The sequence below is a fragment of the Cricetibacter osteomyelitidis genome, assembly GCF_004340985.1.
Lineage (GTDB): Bacteria > Pseudomonadota > Gammaproteobacteria > Enterobacterales > Pasteurellaceae > Cricetibacter > Cricetibacter osteomyelitidis.
In genome coordinates, this window is sequence record NZ_SLYB01000004.1 from 93,860 (window position 1) to 109,067 (window position 15,208).

Consider the following 15,208-nt stretch of genomic DNA (forward strand, 5'->3'; position numbering starts at 1 on the left):
CATTTTAAGGTTGTTAAAAAATAGCGTTTACTTTTAAATAATTTTCCGGATGCTCAGATAGATTTTGAACATATTTTGGTAATTCATTGAAATTAATTGTTTTAGTAACAATTTTTTCAGCATTGATTTTTCCTGTTTCCAATAAATGCAGTGCCTCCTCAAATTCTCCCTTACTTGTTCTTGAACCATAAATGTTTAATTCTTTAAATGTAATTAGATTTGTTGGTAATGGTGTTTCCATTTTTGGCCATCCGGTTAAAGCAATTCGCCCTGCGAACGAAACATATTTCAACGCATTTCGGATCGAAATATTAGCTCCGGAAGCTTCAATAATAACTTCCGCCATACGCCCTTTTGTGATTTCTTTGATTTTTAATTCAGCGTTTTCATTATTTGGATTAATGGTATGTGCTATGCCGATTTGATTTGCATAAGATAACCGTTGATCGAGAATATCAACTAAAATAGGTATTGCTTTATATTGAATACATGCAAGAGCAGCCATTAAACCAATAGCTCCGGCACCGATAATTACTACATGTTCTCCGGCAGTAACATTAGTACGGTGTAATGCATGCAGAGAGATAGTAAGTGGTTCAGCTAACGGCAAATAATTTATTGGTATATTGCCATTAATTTTTACAACCATATGAGCCGGGTGAGTTATAACTTCTTGCATACCGCCATTAATATGTACGCCGATGACTTTTAAACTTTCACAGCAATTTGTTCGACCAATACTACAAGGATAGCAATGTCCACAATAAACATATGGATCAACCACAACACGATCACCAACTTCAACCTCATTTGGAATACCAATTCCTTTTTCTAAAATAGTACCAATAATTTCGTGTCCTAAAATTCTCGGATAAGTGACAAGTGGATTGGTTCCTCTATAAGCTCCGATATCCGAACCACAAATTCCCATTGCTTCCACTTTGATCAATACTTCATTTTCCTGTTTTTCTGGGTATGCCACATCTTTAATTTCAATATGATTAGGTTCATTTAAGCATACCGCTTTGACTGTTTTGCCCATAAAATATTTCTCCTACTGAAATTTCGTTAAAAAAGATCGCTTTTGTCTAACGATATGGTAATATTTTAATCAATAAAAAAGCAAAATGGTATGCCAAAATATCAAATTTGTGAACCAAATCACAAATTTGATATTTTGGCATACCAATTTAAGGGGAATTAATGGAAAATAGTACACATAGAGCATATATCAATATTGGCAATCAACTTAAAACGGAAATAAAACAAGGTATTTATACGATAGGATCACGTCTTCCTACCGAAAGAGAAATATCAGAACGCTTCAACGTCAGCCGTACTATAGTAAGAGAAGCTATTGTTATGCTGGAAGTCGAACAATTAGTTACGGTAAAAAGAGGCTCTGGAGCATATGTAACAAATTTACCTAGCAATAATATTGCAGAAAAAGATACCAATCTTCTTAATGATGTTGGTCCCTTTGAGCTCTTACAAGCCAGACAATTAATTGAAAGTGGGATCGCTGAATTTGCAGCTCAACAGGCAACAAAAAAAGATATTGTTCTCTTAAAAACATTGCTTGATGAAGAACGTGCTTTGCTAGAAAAAGATGCTGATGATTATAGTGTAGATAGGAAATTTCACTTAGCATTAGCAGAAATTACACAAAATGATGTTCTCATAAAAATGCAAAATGATCTTTGGGAATATCGATTTAATAGTGCTATGTGGGCACAGTTGCACTTGAGAATCTTAAAAAATGAACATCACAGATTATGGATCATTGATCATGAAAATATTTTGAATGCAATACAAAGAAAAGATCCTTTACTTGCACGCAAAACAATGTGGCAACATTTAGAAAATGTAAAAGTTAAATTATTTGAACTATCTGATGTTGAAGATCCTAAATTTGATGGATACCTATTCAATACAAATCCGATTGCAGTAGGTATCTAATAATACTACGACAATAGGAGAAAACTATGGAACAAACGTGGCGTTGGTATGGACCGAAAGACCCTGTTTCTTTATCCGATATTCGTCAAGCCGGTGCAACCGGTATTGTGACGGCACTTCACCATATTCCAAACGGGCAAATTTGGTCGCTGGAAGAAATTGAAAAACGTAAAGCGGAAATTGAAGCGGCAGGGCTGGTTTGGTCGGTGGTGGAAAGCGTGCCGGTTCACGAAGAAATCAAAACGCAAACCGGCAATTATCAACAATGGATTGATAACTACAAACAGAGTATCCGCAATTTGGCAAAGTGCGGTATTGATACGGTGTGTTATAACTTTATGCCGGTGCTGGACTGGACCCGTACCGATCTCGCCTATGAACTGCCGGACGGCTCAAAAGCATTACGTTTTGACCAAATCGCTTTTGCCGCCTTTGAATTACATATTTTAAAACGCCCGGGCGCGGAAGCCATCTATACGGAAGAATAACGCCGGCAAGCCAAAGTTTACTTTGACAATATGTCCGAAACGGATATTAAGCAACTGACCAATAATATCATCGCAGGGCTACCGGGTGCAGAAGAAGGCTATACGTTAGAGGAGTTTCAAGGGCAATTGGATCGCTATAAGGATATTGATACGGAAAAATTCCGTACGCATTTAGCTTATTTCTTAAATGAAATTATCCCTGTCGCCCAAGAAGTGGGCATTAAAATGGCGGTTCACCCGGACGATCCGCCACGCCCGATTTTAGGCTTGCCGCGTATTGTCTCCACGATTGAAGATATGCAATGGTATGTGAACACCCAACTGCTACCGGCAAACGGTTTTACTTTCTGTACAGGCTCTTATGGCGTGCGTTCTGATAATGATTTAGTGAAAATGGCAACCCAATTTGCGGATCGTATTTATTTTGCCCACTTGCGTTCAACCTGTCGTGAAGAGAATCCGCTCAGTTTCCACGAAGCCGCGCATTTGGAAGGGGACGTGGATATGTTTAATGTGGTCAAAGTCTTGCTTGATGAAGAATACAAACGCAAAGCCAATGGCGAAACCCGTTTAATTCCAATGCGTCCGGATCATGGTCATCAAATGCTTGATGACTTACACAAGAAAACCAATCCGGGTTATTCCGCAATCGGCCGATTAAAAGGGTTGGCAGAATTTCGAGGACTGGAATTAGGGCTTAAAAAGGTTTATTTTTCAGATAAATAAGTCATCATAAAAATAAATAGGGAATCAGTGCATTCCCTATATTTTTAATATCCATTATTTTGTCGCTTATTCATAGTCAAAGGTCACCAAAGCAACGCTGATAATCGGTAAAAGTGCGGTCATTTTCGGGCAAAATTGCTAAAGAGAAACATAGCGAATTTCCACCGCACTTTTGGGCGTACAACGAGCTAAATAAGTGGCGGTATTAAGCGTATCGCCGCCATAAGTTTGCCGCATATTGCCGAATGGTTCGCCATTCAGCTCAATCATACATTCGCCGAGGATTGCGAGGGTTTTCATTTAATCATCACTCTTGTTGAAATATTGACTATATTCTTTTTCAAAGCGATCTTTATCTAAAATATACTGATATAAATGGGCTTCAATATATTCTTTTACTTGATCTTTATCTTGTTTTTTCATTGCACTTAATATATTACGATGTTCCACAATGGTTTTTAGTGAAGGCTTATTTTTAAATACTGCCACACGTGCACGGTCAAAATGAATATTTAATCCGCTCATTAACTTATAAATATTCATATTATTGGTTAATTGAAAAAACAAGCGATGAAATTCATTATCCAATTCTAAAAATTTTTCGTAATTTTCGTTATTAAGATAAAATTCCTGTAATTTTACATTGTCTTCAAGTAGATAAAGATGTTCTTGATATTGCTCTTCACATAATTGGGAAGCCACTTCTTTTTCCAATGTTAAACGCAGAAAACGAGCCTCTTCGATCAATAAAGGATCAATATAGGAAATAAATGTACCTTTTTGTGAAATCACCCGCACAACTCCACTTTTTTCCAAATCAATTAACGCTTCCCTAATCGGTGTGCGACTTAATCCCAGCAGTGTAGCCAGTTCGGTTTCACTCACTTTATTGCCCGGTTTTAATTCCATATTGACGATCATTTCTCTTATCATTCGATAAGCAAATTCTCGTGAACTTTCTCGTTTCTTTGGCTCGTTCATTCTCTTTCTCAGTTCAGGTATTTTTGTAAACTTGCTCGTACAGAACCTTGACCAATCAACATTTCGTTAAAATAGTGTTCCACGTTGTGAGCAAGCCCCACATCATACAGATTTACACCGAAAATATTTTTATCCGATAAGATCGGTTGTAAGATTTCTGTTGCTACTTTTTCGCCCAGTTTAACACAAGAAAGTTTGCCTTTTAACTCTGATAATAATGGATCAGAACTCAATTCAAAGGTATTGCCTTGATCATCAACGCCGAGTAAATAACGTAGCCAACCGGCAAAGACGAGCGGAATTGCCACCAATTCATTGAGATTTTTATTTTCTCGAACATAAGATTTGATGGTTTCGCCAAAACGAATTGAGAGCTTTTGCGAAGTATCCGTTGCTATCCGTTGTGGTGTGTCGGGAATAAAATCATTGGAGAAACGAATATTGATTACTTCATCAATAAACTGTTTCGGATTGATAATTTTCGGATCAGTAACCACCGGTAAACCTTCGTGATAGCCGATACGTTTAATCAAGGCAAGCAGTTCAGGATCCCGCATTTCCGCCGCAATGGAAGTGTAGCCCAGTAAACAGCCGAATACGGCTAAGCCGGTATGCAACGGATTTAAGCACGTGGTCACTTTCATTGTTTCAATTTGATTAACGGTTTCACGATCAGTAAAAATCACGCCGACTTTTTCTAATGGCGGTCGTCCGTTCGGGAATCGGTCTTCAATGGCTAAATATTCCAACTCTTCCGCATTAACAAATGGAGCAACATAGGTATTTTTGGACGTTATCACCGGATCAAGATTTTCCACACCGTCAGCCTGTAGCATAGCTTGCACTTCGCTATCGGGACGAGGGGTGATCTTATCAATCATTGACCAAGGGAAACTGATTTTATCGGAATGCAAATAATCAATAAAACTTTGTGAAATCATACCGCACTTTTGCCATTGTTCGGCAAATTCCAAAATGACGTTTTCCAATTTGGAACCGTTTTTAGACATATTATCCATACTCACCACTGCCAGCGGATTTGCGCCTTGGCTAAAACGATAATGCAGTAAAGCAACAATTTTACCGATATAACTTTGCGGTTTATCTATACCGTTTTCAAAGTCGGCTTGAACGGTTGGATAATATTCTCCGGCTTGATTTTTAATCAGGTAACCTTTTTCCGTAATGGTAAGAGAAACCATTTGTAATGAAGGGGCAGCAAAAATGGTTTTTAAGCGAGCAAAATCATCGGTAAAACTCGGATCATTTTTGAGTGATTCAACAATACTGCTCACGACGATTTTATCTACCGAATGATCGTTTTTTAAACGGGCAAAAATAGATAAATTATCAAAAGGGCGGTAGGCTTTTTCAATAATTTCATAATCAAAACCTTCCGCAACAATAATGCCTTTATCACTTAACCCTTGATTTAATAAGCGTTGTTGCAAATTCGCTAAAAATGCACGAAAAATATTACCGGCACCGAGATGTAACCAAATCGGGTTTTCCGCTGTATTTTTGGCAACGCTAGCAACATCATATTCCGGCAAAATATAGCCTTTATCCAACCACGCTGCCTGATTGGCTATACCTTGGTAAGATAATTTCATTATTTCGCTCCTTTGGCTCTTTCAAAAGCATCCCATAAGCCTTGAATATACATAATGCCTAAGGCACGATCGTATAATCCATAACCCGGACGGCATTTTTCTTCCCAAATATGGCGACCGTGATCCGGACGATAGTAGCCCTCAAATCCCACGTCATGATAGGCTTTTACAATTTCCGTAATATCCAAAGATCCGTCAGAAGTTAAATGGGAGGTTTCCAGGAAATCACCGTTATCATACACTTTGATATTACGAATATGGGCAAAGGGAATACGTTTATGGAAAGTGCGGATCATTTTCGGAATATCATTATTTAAATTCGGTCCTAACGCACCACTGCATAGGGTTAAGCCGTTAGACGGGCTGTCTACCATATCCACAATTTTTTGCAAATCATCGTGGCATTTCACAATACGCGGTAAGCCGAATACGGAAAAGGGCGGATCATCAGGATGAATAGCCATTTTAATGCCCGCTTCTTCCGCTACGGGAATAATTTGTTCAAGGAAATATTTTAAATTCGCACGCAAATCATCTTCGGTCACATTTTTATATAAATCAAAGAGTTTATCTAAATGTTTTAAGCGTTCCGGCTCCCAACCCGGCAGGGTTAATTCTTTTGAGTTTTCCTCAAATTGTTTCACCAGCACTTTCGGATCAATGCCGTCAATACGGGCGTGTTCATAGAAAAGTGCGGTCGATTTGTCTTCAGTTTCTTTAAATAAATCCGTACGAATCCAATCGAATACCGGCATAAAGTTATAACAAACCACTTTTACGCCATATTTGCCGAGGTTTCTTAATGTGGTTTTATAATTTTCGATATATTGTTCACGTTCCGGTGTGCCGAGTTTGATGGATTCGTGAATATTCACGCTTTCCACCACATCAATATTTAAGCCGTATGGCTCAACTTGGGTTTTTACTTCGGCAATACGTTCTTCCGGCCATACTTCGCCTGCTGCCATATCGTGCAATGCCCACACAACACCGCTCATACTTGGAATTTGTTTAATGTAACTTAGTGGAATTGTGTCATTGCCTAAGCCGTACCATCTGAATGTTGTTTTCATCATTTAATCCTTACCACTCTAATAAAACTTTACATACGGTATTTTTTTCGTTTTTGATCACATCAAATGCCTTTTCAATATCAGTAAATTTATAGGTATGGGTGATCATTTTTTCAGGAGTTACTTTGCCCTGTTCAAATAATGCCATCACTTCAGGGAAACGTTTGTTATTTAAACGTGTACCGAATACATTAATACCTTTTTTGGTAAATGCCACTTGCGGAATTTCCGATGGTGTCGCCCCCGTACCTAACACCACAAATCGCCCTGACGGAGCAACAATATCCAAGGCATCTAAAATACTTTGTGGCGAACAAACCGCATCAATGACCACGTGAGCCCCTTCATTATCTGTAAATTTATTGACTGCTTCTCGCATATCAACATCTTTAACATTAATGGCTTGAGTTGCCCCCATTTCTCGTGCAAGAGCTAGACGTTCATCAAAGATATCGGTAATCAGTACTTCCGCACCTCGGGCAATCGCCACTTGCATTGCTGCCAATCCTGCCGGACCTGAACCGAACACCACAACTTTATCGCCTTTTGCTACGTTAGCTCGGGTATTAATTTCAACGCCCACCGCATAAGGCTCAATTAAACAAGCCGTTTTTTCCGGAATTTTGTTAGTATCCACAAAATACACATTTTCCGACCGCACTTTTGCGTATTCGGCAAAACCGCCATTTAGATGTACACCAGTAACTTGAAGATTTTTACATACATTGTGATGACCCGTACGGCAGGCATAACAATGTCCACAGCTGTTGACAATATCGCTCACTACAAAATCACCGACTTTCACGTGTTTTACCGCTTGTCCCACTTTTTCTACTCGCCCGACAAACTCGTGTCCGATAATAATCGGGTATTTTGCAAGCGAATTACCACCGGTATAAATCCCGATGTCGGAACCGCAAATACCACCGTATTGCACTTTGATAATCACATCGTCATCTTTTTCAATTTCATAATTTGGGCTATCTTGAATACTCAATTCAAAAGGTTTGGTTACATTAATCACTTTCATTGTACGAATCCTTATTTCGTGAAAAATTCTAACGGTTGCATAAATAGACTCGGGAATAAAATCAACCCTAACACCACTATCACAATAGCAAGCAAGAACGGTCCGATTTTTCTCACAATGCGTTCCATTGTGATTTTGCCCGTACTGGCTGCCACATTGAGAACCGTGCCTACCGGTGGTGTTAATAAACCCATTACACAGAGAATAATAAATACCACGCCAAAATACACAGGATTAATTCCCGCCGCTTTTACTGCCGGCATAAGTACTGGTGTGAGAATTAAGATGGTCGGTACAACATCCATTGCGGTTCCAACCAGTAAGACTAATCCTGCGATAACCAGCATTAATAAGGTTGGAGAATCAAGGAACGGATGGAGTAAATCGGTCACAATACGAGGGATATTACCGATCGTCATTAGCCAAGCAGATACCATTGCCGCAGCGGCTAAGAACATAATTGCACTACTGGCTTTAGCAGAAGCAATCATACTTTCTTTGATGTCTGCAAGAGTAAGCTCACGATAAACAAACACACCAATCACAAGAGAATACACAACAGCCATAACGCCGGCTTCCGTTGGCGTAAACATTCCGCTTCGCAAACCGAGTAAAATACCAATCGGCATTAAGATTGCCCATACTGCTTTACGTAACGCTGTAATGACTTCTTTGAAAGATTTACGGGGCAATGGTGCTGCGGAATCTTTGCGAGATACCAATGCCCAAACTACGCACAGCACTACGGTAATATATACCGCCGGTGCGATACCGCCCATAAACAGATCGGTTACGGAAACACCTGCGGTGACACCAAAAATAATCATTGGCACGGATGGCGGCATAATCGGTGATAAAATATTACCACCGGCAATTAATGCGGTAGAACGATCTCGGTTATAACCGGATTGCACCATCATTGGAATCAATATTGCGCCAAGTGCCGCCGTGGAGGCAACGGCAGAACCGACCAAACTTGCGAATAATAAGATTGCTACGATCGCTACATAACCCAAACCGCCACGAATATGCCCCACCATTGCCGTTGCTGCATCCACAATTTTAGTGGTTAATCCGCCACGGTTCATTAAATCACCGGCAACCACAAAAAATGGAATCGCCATCATGGAGAAACTGTCGGCACCATTGAATAAGTTTTGTGACAAAATTTGCGCATTAAACACATCTAAATAGAGCATTAGCGTAATGCCTGAAAAGAGCAGTGAAAATGCAATCGGCACCCCAATAATAATGCCACCGATTAAACTTGCTAAGAAAATAATAATTGTCATAGAGACCTACCTGTTAATCTGAATCCGAGTCACTCATCAATACCGCTCGATGAATAACTTGAGGATTTTTAATCACATCGACAATATTTAATACACTGATCAAAATAATGGCGGCACCGGTAATTAATCCCGTCACATAAACGAAAGATAACGGTAATCCCGTAGCAGCGGCTTTTGCCGTCATTGATTGCATTACCATGGCATAAGATCCTTTCATCAAAATACCCATTACCGCAATAATGATTAATCTACCGAGAATAAATAAAAACAGCTTAATTTTTTCCGGCACGTTTTTAATCAAGGTATCTACGCCTAAATGAGCGTTTTCTTTCATTGCGACAATCGCACCGATGTAGATCACATACACAAATACGTATCTTGATACTTCCTCCGACCATACCAGACCGGAGTTAAAGAAAAAGCGTAAGATAACGTTCAGGAATACCAATGCGATCATCACAACCAACATTAACCCCAGCAACAGCGAGATACCTTTAAACAATTTATCTGTCAGAGTTTTCATACTCTAGCCCCTTGATTAATCGGTATTTCTGATACGTTCAACGAGATCTTTTGCCCAATCGTATTTTTTGTATAAATCATCGTAAAGCGGTTGCATTTTTTCTACTAACACCGTTTTATCCGCATCACTTGGTGTTACAACTGAACCGCCTTTTTCAGTGACGAATTTTTTATCTGCATCAATACTGGCTTGGTATAAATCCCAGCTTTTATCTGATGTTGTTTTAGCCGCTTCTAAGAAAATAGCTTTATCTTCATCGCTTAATTTTTCCCAGAATTTACTATTGGCAAGCAACTCAAGTGATGAAATCATATGATTGGTTTCATAAATATTTTTATTTACGGAATAGAAACCTTGTTGTACGAAAGTAGAAAGCGGATTATCCTGACCATCCACCACGCCTTGTTCCAAAGCACTAAACACTTCTCCTAAGCTCATAATTGCCACATTTGCCCCCAATAATTCCGCTACTTTGACGTGAATCGGATTGTTAGGCATACGCATTTTTTGCCCCTTGAATTGGTCAGGATTGGTCAACGCTTTGCTTGAGGAAAACACACGAGCGCCGTTCGGCATCCAGGCTAAGAACTTGATCGGTTGAGTGGATTCAAAACTATCCGCAATTTCTTTACCGATTTCACCTTGATAAATTTTGCGAGCGTGTGGAACATCTTTAAATAAGAATGGAAAATCAGGCACTGACATTTTCGGCACTTCAGACCACATCACCGTACCGAGCACAGACAAATCAATAATGCCTTGACGGGTATAGTCAAAGGATTGTTTTTCATCGCCTAATTGACCTGAATCATACACATCAATTTGGAAACGACCTTGTGTTTTTTCTTCAATCATTGGTTTAAAAACTTCTTTTAAAGCAACTGTTGAAGGATGTGTTGCAGCAACCACCGATGAAACTTTTACCACTTTTTTCTCTGCTGAATCGCCCGAATCATTACAAGCCGCTACGGAAAACAGCATTGCACTTGCCAATAATGTTTTTAAAAATGTTCTCTTTTTCATAGTAACCTCGATAGATTGGTTTAACAAATACTAGTATACAAGTTTAACTAACGGTGAAAAATTAGCAGAAATAGAAAATAAAAACTGTGAAGGAGATCACAAAATAGAAAATTCTTTTAAGAAAACCATCCAAATTCCCGCATTTTGTTTATTACACCACCATTTCATTTATCACATTAAAGGAAATAGAAAAAGCCGATAAAATACTCACATATTACCGGCTTCTTTATCATCAAACGACCATAGTCGCTCAGCTGAGGGCACCAAGGCAACGCTGATAATCGGTAAAAGTGCGGTCATTTTCCGGCAAAATTGCGAGAGCTTTCACGAACATTTCCTTGTGATTAAACTAATCCCATTAACTGAGGAATAAACATTGAGATTGCAGGTACATATGTCACTAACATCAATACAATAAAAATCATGACAAAGAAAGGAACCAGCATTTTTATCACATCTTCAATCTCAATATTAGCGACTTTACAACCGGTAAATAATATTGGTCCAACAGGTGGTGTTATTGTTCCCAGGGATAAATTAAATACTAACAATATTCCAAAATGCACAGGATCCATGCCTAAATTCATACAAATCGGTAAAAAGATCGGAGTGAATATTAATACTGCGGGAGTTGGATCCATAAAAGTACCAATAAACAATAAAACGATGTTAATAATTAATAAAATTAAAATTGGATTATCTGTTATTGATAAAAGACTATTAGCAATAATAGTAGGTAATTGAGTAAATGCCATAACCCATGACATAATTGAAGATGTAGCCAACATAAAAATAACGATGGCAGACATTTTTGCCGTATCTAAAAATATTTTAGGTAATTGACTTAAAGATAAATTTCTATAACAAAAACCTAGAAATAATGAATATACGACTGCTATTGCAGAGGCTTCGGTTGCAGTAAATACGCCACCTAATATTCCACCAATCACAATAAAAATTAATGATAAACTTGGTAATGCATCGATTAATACTCTAAAAGCTTCTCTACATGTTATGGTATTTTTTTGAATATACCCTTTTCTTTTCGCTATAATTCCAGCAACAATCATGACGCTAACACCCCATAGGATACCAGGAATATAGCCTGCCATAAACAGTGCGGATACCGATACACTACCCGCAACCGTTGCATATACAATAAGAGTATTACTTGGCGGAATTAACATTCCTGTAGGTGCTGAAGCTATATTTACAGCAGAACTAAATTTTGGATCGTAGCCTTCTTTTTCCTGAATTGGTGCCATTATTCCACCAATAGCAGCCGCAGAGGCAACACCTGAACCACTAATTGAACCAAATAGCATATTTGCAACTGTGTTTGTTTGTGCCAGCGAACCCGGAAAACACCCACTGACCAGTTTTGATAAATTAATTAATCGCAATGCTATACCGCCACTATTCATTATATTTCCCGCAAGGATAAAAAATGGGATAGCCAGTAATGCGAATGAATCTAAGCCAACAAATATACGCTGGGATGATGTAATTACAGCTCCCGAAAATGGAAGGATTAATAGCATTGACAAGAACGAAGAAATACCAACACTAATACTTATTGGTGTTCCGATAATTAAAAAGAATACTGTCCCAAGTAACATAACAAGAGCCGCGATAGTTGATAGTTCCATAATATCTCCTTTATTACGAATCTTTTAATTTTCTGAATAACATTATTTCATTATGGATAAAATAAAATAGAATAATAACTCCGGATACAGGTATAGCACTATAAATTACACCCACCGGTAATTGTAAAGCAGAATCCATCTGGAACATTTGGCGAACAGTAATATTATATCCACCTAATATCATTATGCTTAATGAAAACATTGCTATGACTAATTCAGAAAACATATCAAGATATATTTGTACTTTATTGGAAAATTTTTGTTTAATAAATGAAATTGACATATGTTCTCTTAATCCGAATACATAGGCACCACCAAATAAAACAAGCCAAATGAATAAATATCTGGCTAACACTTCGCTAACTGCACTAGGGCTATTAAATATATATCGAGTAATAACTTGATATGTGACTAATACACACATAGATAAAACAATAGCGATACATAATAATGCCATAATCTTATCAACTATTTTTTTTACGAGAAGAAGCATAATTTCTCCTTACTTAATATAAACCCGGATTATTTATAAATAATCCGGGTTTAATAATATTTAAATTAAAGAAAGGATTTTTTCAAACAATTGTTTTTGAAAATCTGTTTTAATTAAATCATTTTGTAAACCTTGACAACTATCTTGGAATGGTTTGATATCCACTTCTAAAAATTCAGCGCCTTTATCTTTGGAGAATTGTTCAGCAACTAATACCTGCTCTCTCCATAACTGATATTCTTTTTGAATACTCTCTTTTACAAGTCTTTTCAAAATTGCTTGATCTTTTTCAGATAAAGAAGAAAGAAATTGTTCACTAATAACGAGTAAATCAGGAACCATAAGATGTTTTGTACGAGAAAAATATGGCGCTACTTCATATTGCTTTAAATCCATATAAGTAATTTCATTATTTTCCGCACCATCTAATACTCCTTGTTGAATGGCTGTATAAACTTCTCCTTGATTCATCGGTACACCGGTGCCTCCCATGCAAGCTAACATTTTTATCATTGTGTTAGATTGCATTACTCGGATTTTTCTTCCATTCAAATCGGCAATAGATTTTACCGGAGAAGATTTTGTATATACACTTCTCGCACCAGCGGTGTAAGCCCCCAAAACTTCAAATCCAAATTTTTTTGTTGAAGCAAACAACTCATCCAGCACATTTCCAGTAAAGACTTTTTCTTGGTGTTCCAAAGAGTTATAAATATAAGGCAAAGCGATAACGGAGAATGTTTTATCATAATTCTCAACCAAAGGATTAGCGACGATTGCCATATGTATCGCCCCATTTTGAACTAGCTCTAATGATGCTCGTTGATCGCCTAATAATTCATTTGGATAAATGTTTAATTTATAACGTCCATCAGTTTCCTTTGAAAGATTTTCACTTAAATATTTTAGAGCTTGATATTGTGGATGTTTATCCGATTGATTAAATGCAACTTTCAACTCTGTTGCTGCATTAGCGGTTAGTGTAACGCATAATCCACCGGCAATAACAATTGATCGAACTAATTTAGTTAATTTAGTAATAAGCATAATAATCTCCTTACTGGGTAATATTAAAAAATTACTTAATTTCATCCATATTGACAAAATCCATATCATCATAAGTTTGATTTTCTCCGGCCATTCCCCAAACAAAGCTATAATTTTGAGTACCACAACCAGAATGAATAGACCAACTTGGTGAAAATACGGCTTGTTTATCTCGGATTATCAAATGTCTTGTTTCTGATGGTTCCCCCATGAAATGGAAAACGACTTGAGAAGGTTTAATATTAAAATATAGATAAATTTCCATTCTTCTCACATGAGTGTGTGCCGGCATTGTATTCCATACACTACCGGGTTCTAAATGGGTAACACCTAGACATAGCTGACATGTTTGCACAACTTCCGGATGGAGGTATTGATAAATGACCCTCGCATTAGCATTTTCTTGAGAACCTGATTTAATCATTCTTGCATTATTTCTTTGAATCAGTTTATTTTCATATTTGTGATGAGCTGGTGCACTTAAACAATATAAACAATTATCTTCCGATTCGTTTAAAGATAAAAATTCAACAGACTCAGTCTCTTTAGATAAATATAACGCATCGAGATGTTCTAAAATAAAACTACCGCCTTTATATCTGACCTCTACTTTTCCACCTAAATTCACAATCCCTAACTCTCGACGTTCAAGAAAATAATTTGTACCAAATTGCTTGTTATCGATAAAATCATCTAATTTTAATAGATTTTTATTAGGTACAACCCCAATGGCAACTAAGCGATCTATATGGCTATACACCACTTTAATTGAATCTTTTTCAAATAAATCCGGGCATAAATATTCCTCACGAAGACGCTCCGTATCATAATCTTTAGAATCCATTGGATGAATATTGTGATAAATTTTCATTACTATCTCCTACAAATTATTTTTTGAATATTCTCTTGCGTGCCAACCACCATCTATTGCGACGGTATAACCATTCAAATAATCAGATGCCGGCGATGCTAAAAATACGCATGGACCACCAACATTATTTGGTGTCCCCATCTTCCTGCCGGAATTCAATCTAAGATTTCTTTACTTCGCTCAAGATCAGTGTTTTTTTCATTTGTGTATATAGTACAACACCTAAAACCACAAATCAACAAAAACAAAATAATGTTTTATAAAATTAAAACAGATTTTTTAATATTAAAAATAACTATATATATCTTGAATATCAGTTCCATAATACAGGAGGGTAATCATAGCTAAATGCTATTCAATATTTTTGATAAGTGTCCAAGCCACTATATTTGATATTTACTATGTTCTAGTAACTTATAATAAGGAATACAACAAGATTC

Annotated in this window: 14 protein-coding genes and 2 pseudogenes; 2 read left to right on the forward strand and 14 right to left on the reverse strand. The window is 37.3% G+C overall.

Annotation, left to right across the window (positions count from 1 at the left end; translation table 11 throughout):
• Positions 1–13: 13 nt before the first annotated feature.
• A complete protein-coding gene (locus EDC44_RS03195; protein WP_131975306.1) occupies positions 14–1,042 on the reverse strand; it encodes an alcohol dehydrogenase catalytic domain-containing protein in 1,029 nt (342 codons plus the stop codon).
• A gap of 161 nt (positions 1,043–1,203) precedes the next feature.
• Here EDC44_RS03195 and EDC44_RS03200 point away from each other — a divergent pair, with 161 nt between their 5' ends.
• Together EDC44_RS03200 and uxuA (EDC44_RS03205) are read left to right on the forward strand one after the other, a co-directional pair.
• Positions 1,204–1,959, forward strand: a complete 756-nt coding sequence (locus EDC44_RS03200) for an FCD domain-containing protein (protein ID WP_131975308.1) — start codon at positions 1,204–1,206, stop codon at positions 1,957–1,959.
• Positions 1,960–1,985: 26 nt separating this feature from the next.
• A pseudogene (uxuA, locus tag EDC44_RS03205) lies at positions 1,986–3,173 on the forward strand (mannonate dehydratase).
• 144 nt (positions 3,174–3,317) lie between these two features.
• On the opposite strand, the pseudogene EDC44_RS03210 reads toward uxuA (EDC44_RS03205), so the two are convergent.
• The 13 genes and pseudogenes from EDC44_RS03210 to EDC44_RS03270 all read right to left on the reverse strand — a co-directional run.
• A pseudogene (locus tag EDC44_RS03210) lies at positions 3,318–3,473 on the reverse strand (sugar kinase); the annotation flags it as partial.
• Positions 3,474–4,154, reverse strand: coding sequence for a GntR family transcriptional regulator (locus EDC44_RS03215; protein WP_131975310.1), 681 nt, complete (start codon positions 4,152–4,154; stop codon positions 3,474–3,476).
• Positions 4,155–4,162: 8 nt separating this feature from the next.
• Positions 4,163–5,767 (reverse strand): mannitol dehydrogenase family protein, encoded by a 1,605-nt coding sequence (locus tag EDC44_RS03220; protein ID WP_131975312.1) that lies wholly within the window; start codon positions 5,765–5,767, stop codon positions 4,163–4,165.
• A complete protein-coding gene (gene uxuA / locus EDC44_RS03225; protein WP_131975402.1) occupies positions 5,767–6,840 on the reverse strand; it encodes a mannonate dehydratase in 1,074 nt (357 codons plus the stop codon). The genes EDC44_RS03220 and uxuA (EDC44_RS03225) overlap by 1 nt, the downstream gene beginning before the upstream one ends.
• 10 nt (positions 6,841–6,850) lie before the next feature.
• A complete protein-coding gene (locus EDC44_RS03230) occupies positions 6,851–7,870 on the reverse strand; it encodes a zinc-binding alcohol dehydrogenase family protein (protein WP_131975314.1) in 1,020 nt (339 codons plus the stop codon).
• A gap of 11 nt (positions 7,871–7,881) precedes the next feature.
• Positions 7,882–9,162, reverse strand: coding sequence for a TRAP transporter large permease (locus EDC44_RS03235; RefSeq protein WP_131975316.1), 1,281 nt, complete (start codon positions 9,160–9,162; stop codon positions 7,882–7,884).
• 13 nt (positions 9,163–9,175) lie between these two features.
• Positions 9,176–9,685 (reverse strand): TRAP transporter small permease, encoded by a 510-nt coding sequence (locus tag EDC44_RS03240; RefSeq protein WP_131975318.1) that lies wholly within the window; start codon positions 9,683–9,685, stop codon positions 9,176–9,178.
• Positions 9,686–9,700: 15 nt separating this feature from the next.
• Entirely contained in the window at positions 9,701–10,708 is a 1,008-nt protein-coding gene (locus EDC44_RS03245; protein WP_131975320.1) for a TRAP transporter substrate-binding protein, read from the reverse strand.
• Between the two features lie 344 nt (positions 10,709–11,052).
• A complete protein-coding gene (locus tag EDC44_RS03250) occupies positions 11,053–12,357 on the reverse strand; it encodes a TRAP transporter large permease (protein ID WP_131975322.1) in 1,305 nt (434 codons plus the stop codon).
• A gap of 13 nt (positions 12,358–12,370) precedes the next feature.
• Positions 12,371–12,850, reverse strand: coding sequence for a TRAP transporter small permease (locus tag EDC44_RS03255; protein WP_131975324.1), 480 nt, complete (start codon positions 12,848–12,850; stop codon positions 12,371–12,373).
• Positions 12,851–12,910: 60 nt separating this feature from the next.
• Positions 12,911–13,897, reverse strand: a complete 987-nt coding sequence (locus EDC44_RS03260) for a TRAP transporter substrate-binding protein (RefSeq protein WP_131975325.1) — start codon at positions 13,895–13,897, stop codon at positions 12,911–12,913.
• 31 nt (positions 13,898–13,928) lie between these two features.
• Entirely contained in the window at positions 13,929–14,768 is an 840-nt protein-coding gene (kduI, locus tag EDC44_RS03265; protein ID WP_131975327.1) for a 5-dehydro-4-deoxy-D-glucuronate isomerase, read from the reverse strand.
• Positions 14,769–14,777: 9 nt separating this feature from the next.
• Positions 14,778–14,909 (reverse strand): SDR family oxidoreductase, encoded by a 132-nt coding sequence (locus EDC44_RS03270; RefSeq protein WP_279388364.1) that lies wholly within the window; start codon positions 14,907–14,909, stop codon positions 14,778–14,780.
• Between the last annotated feature and the right edge of the window lie 299 nt (positions 14,910–15,208).

What these genes read in the sequence shown, in the direction of transcription:
- EDC44_RS03195 (WP_131975306.1), bottom strand. Translation starts at nt 1,042, where the DNA reads ATGGGCAAAACAGTCAAAGCGGTATGCTTAAATGAACCTAATCATATT.
- EDC44_RS03200 (WP_131975308.1), top strand. Translation starts at nt 1,204, where the DNA reads ATGGAAAATAGTACACATAGAGCATATATCAATATTGGCAATCAACTT.
- EDC44_RS03215 (WP_131975310.1), bottom strand. Translation starts at nt 4,154, where the DNA reads ATGAACGAGCCAAAGAAACGAGAAAGTTCACGAGAATTTGCTTATCGA.
- EDC44_RS03220 (WP_131975312.1), bottom strand. Translation starts at nt 5,767, where the DNA reads ATGAAATTATCTTACCAAGGTATAGCCAATCAGGCAGCGTGGTTGGAT.
- uxuA (WP_131975402.1), bottom strand. Translation starts at nt 6,840, where the DNA reads ATGAAAACAACATTCAGATGGTACGGCTTAGGCAATGACACAATTCCA.
- EDC44_RS03230 (WP_131975314.1), bottom strand. Translation starts at nt 7,870, where the DNA reads ATGAAAGTGATTAATGTAACCAAACCTTTTGAATTGAGTATTCAAGAT.
- EDC44_RS03235 (WP_131975316.1), bottom strand. Translation starts at nt 9,162, where the DNA reads ATGACAATTATTATTTTCTTAGCAAGTTTAATCGGTGGCATTATTATT.
- EDC44_RS03240 (WP_131975318.1), bottom strand. Translation starts at nt 9,685, where the DNA reads ATGAAAACTCTGACAGATAAATTGTTTAAAGGTATCTCGCTGTTGCTG.
- EDC44_RS03245 (WP_131975320.1), bottom strand. Translation starts at nt 10,708, where the DNA reads ATGAAAAAGAGAACATTTTTAAAAACATTATTGGCAAGTGCAATGCTG.
- EDC44_RS03250 (WP_131975322.1), bottom strand. Translation starts at nt 12,357, where the DNA reads ATGGAACTATCAACTATCGCGGCTCTTGTTATGTTACTTGGGACAGTA.
- EDC44_RS03255 (WP_131975324.1), bottom strand. Translation starts at nt 12,850, where the DNA reads ATGCTTCTTCTCGTAAAAAAAATAGTTGATAAGATTATGGCATTATTA.
- EDC44_RS03260 (WP_131975325.1), bottom strand. Translation starts at nt 13,897, where the DNA reads ATGCTTATTACTAAATTAACTAAATTAGTTCGATCAATTGTTATTGCC.
- kduI (WP_131975327.1), bottom strand. Translation starts at nt 14,768, where the DNA reads ATGAAAATTTATCACAATATTCATCCAATGGATTCTAAAGATTATGAT.
- EDC44_RS03270 (WP_279388364.1), bottom strand. Translation starts at nt 14,909, where the DNA reads ATGGGGACACCAAATAATGTTGGTGGTCCATGCGTATTTTTAGCATCG.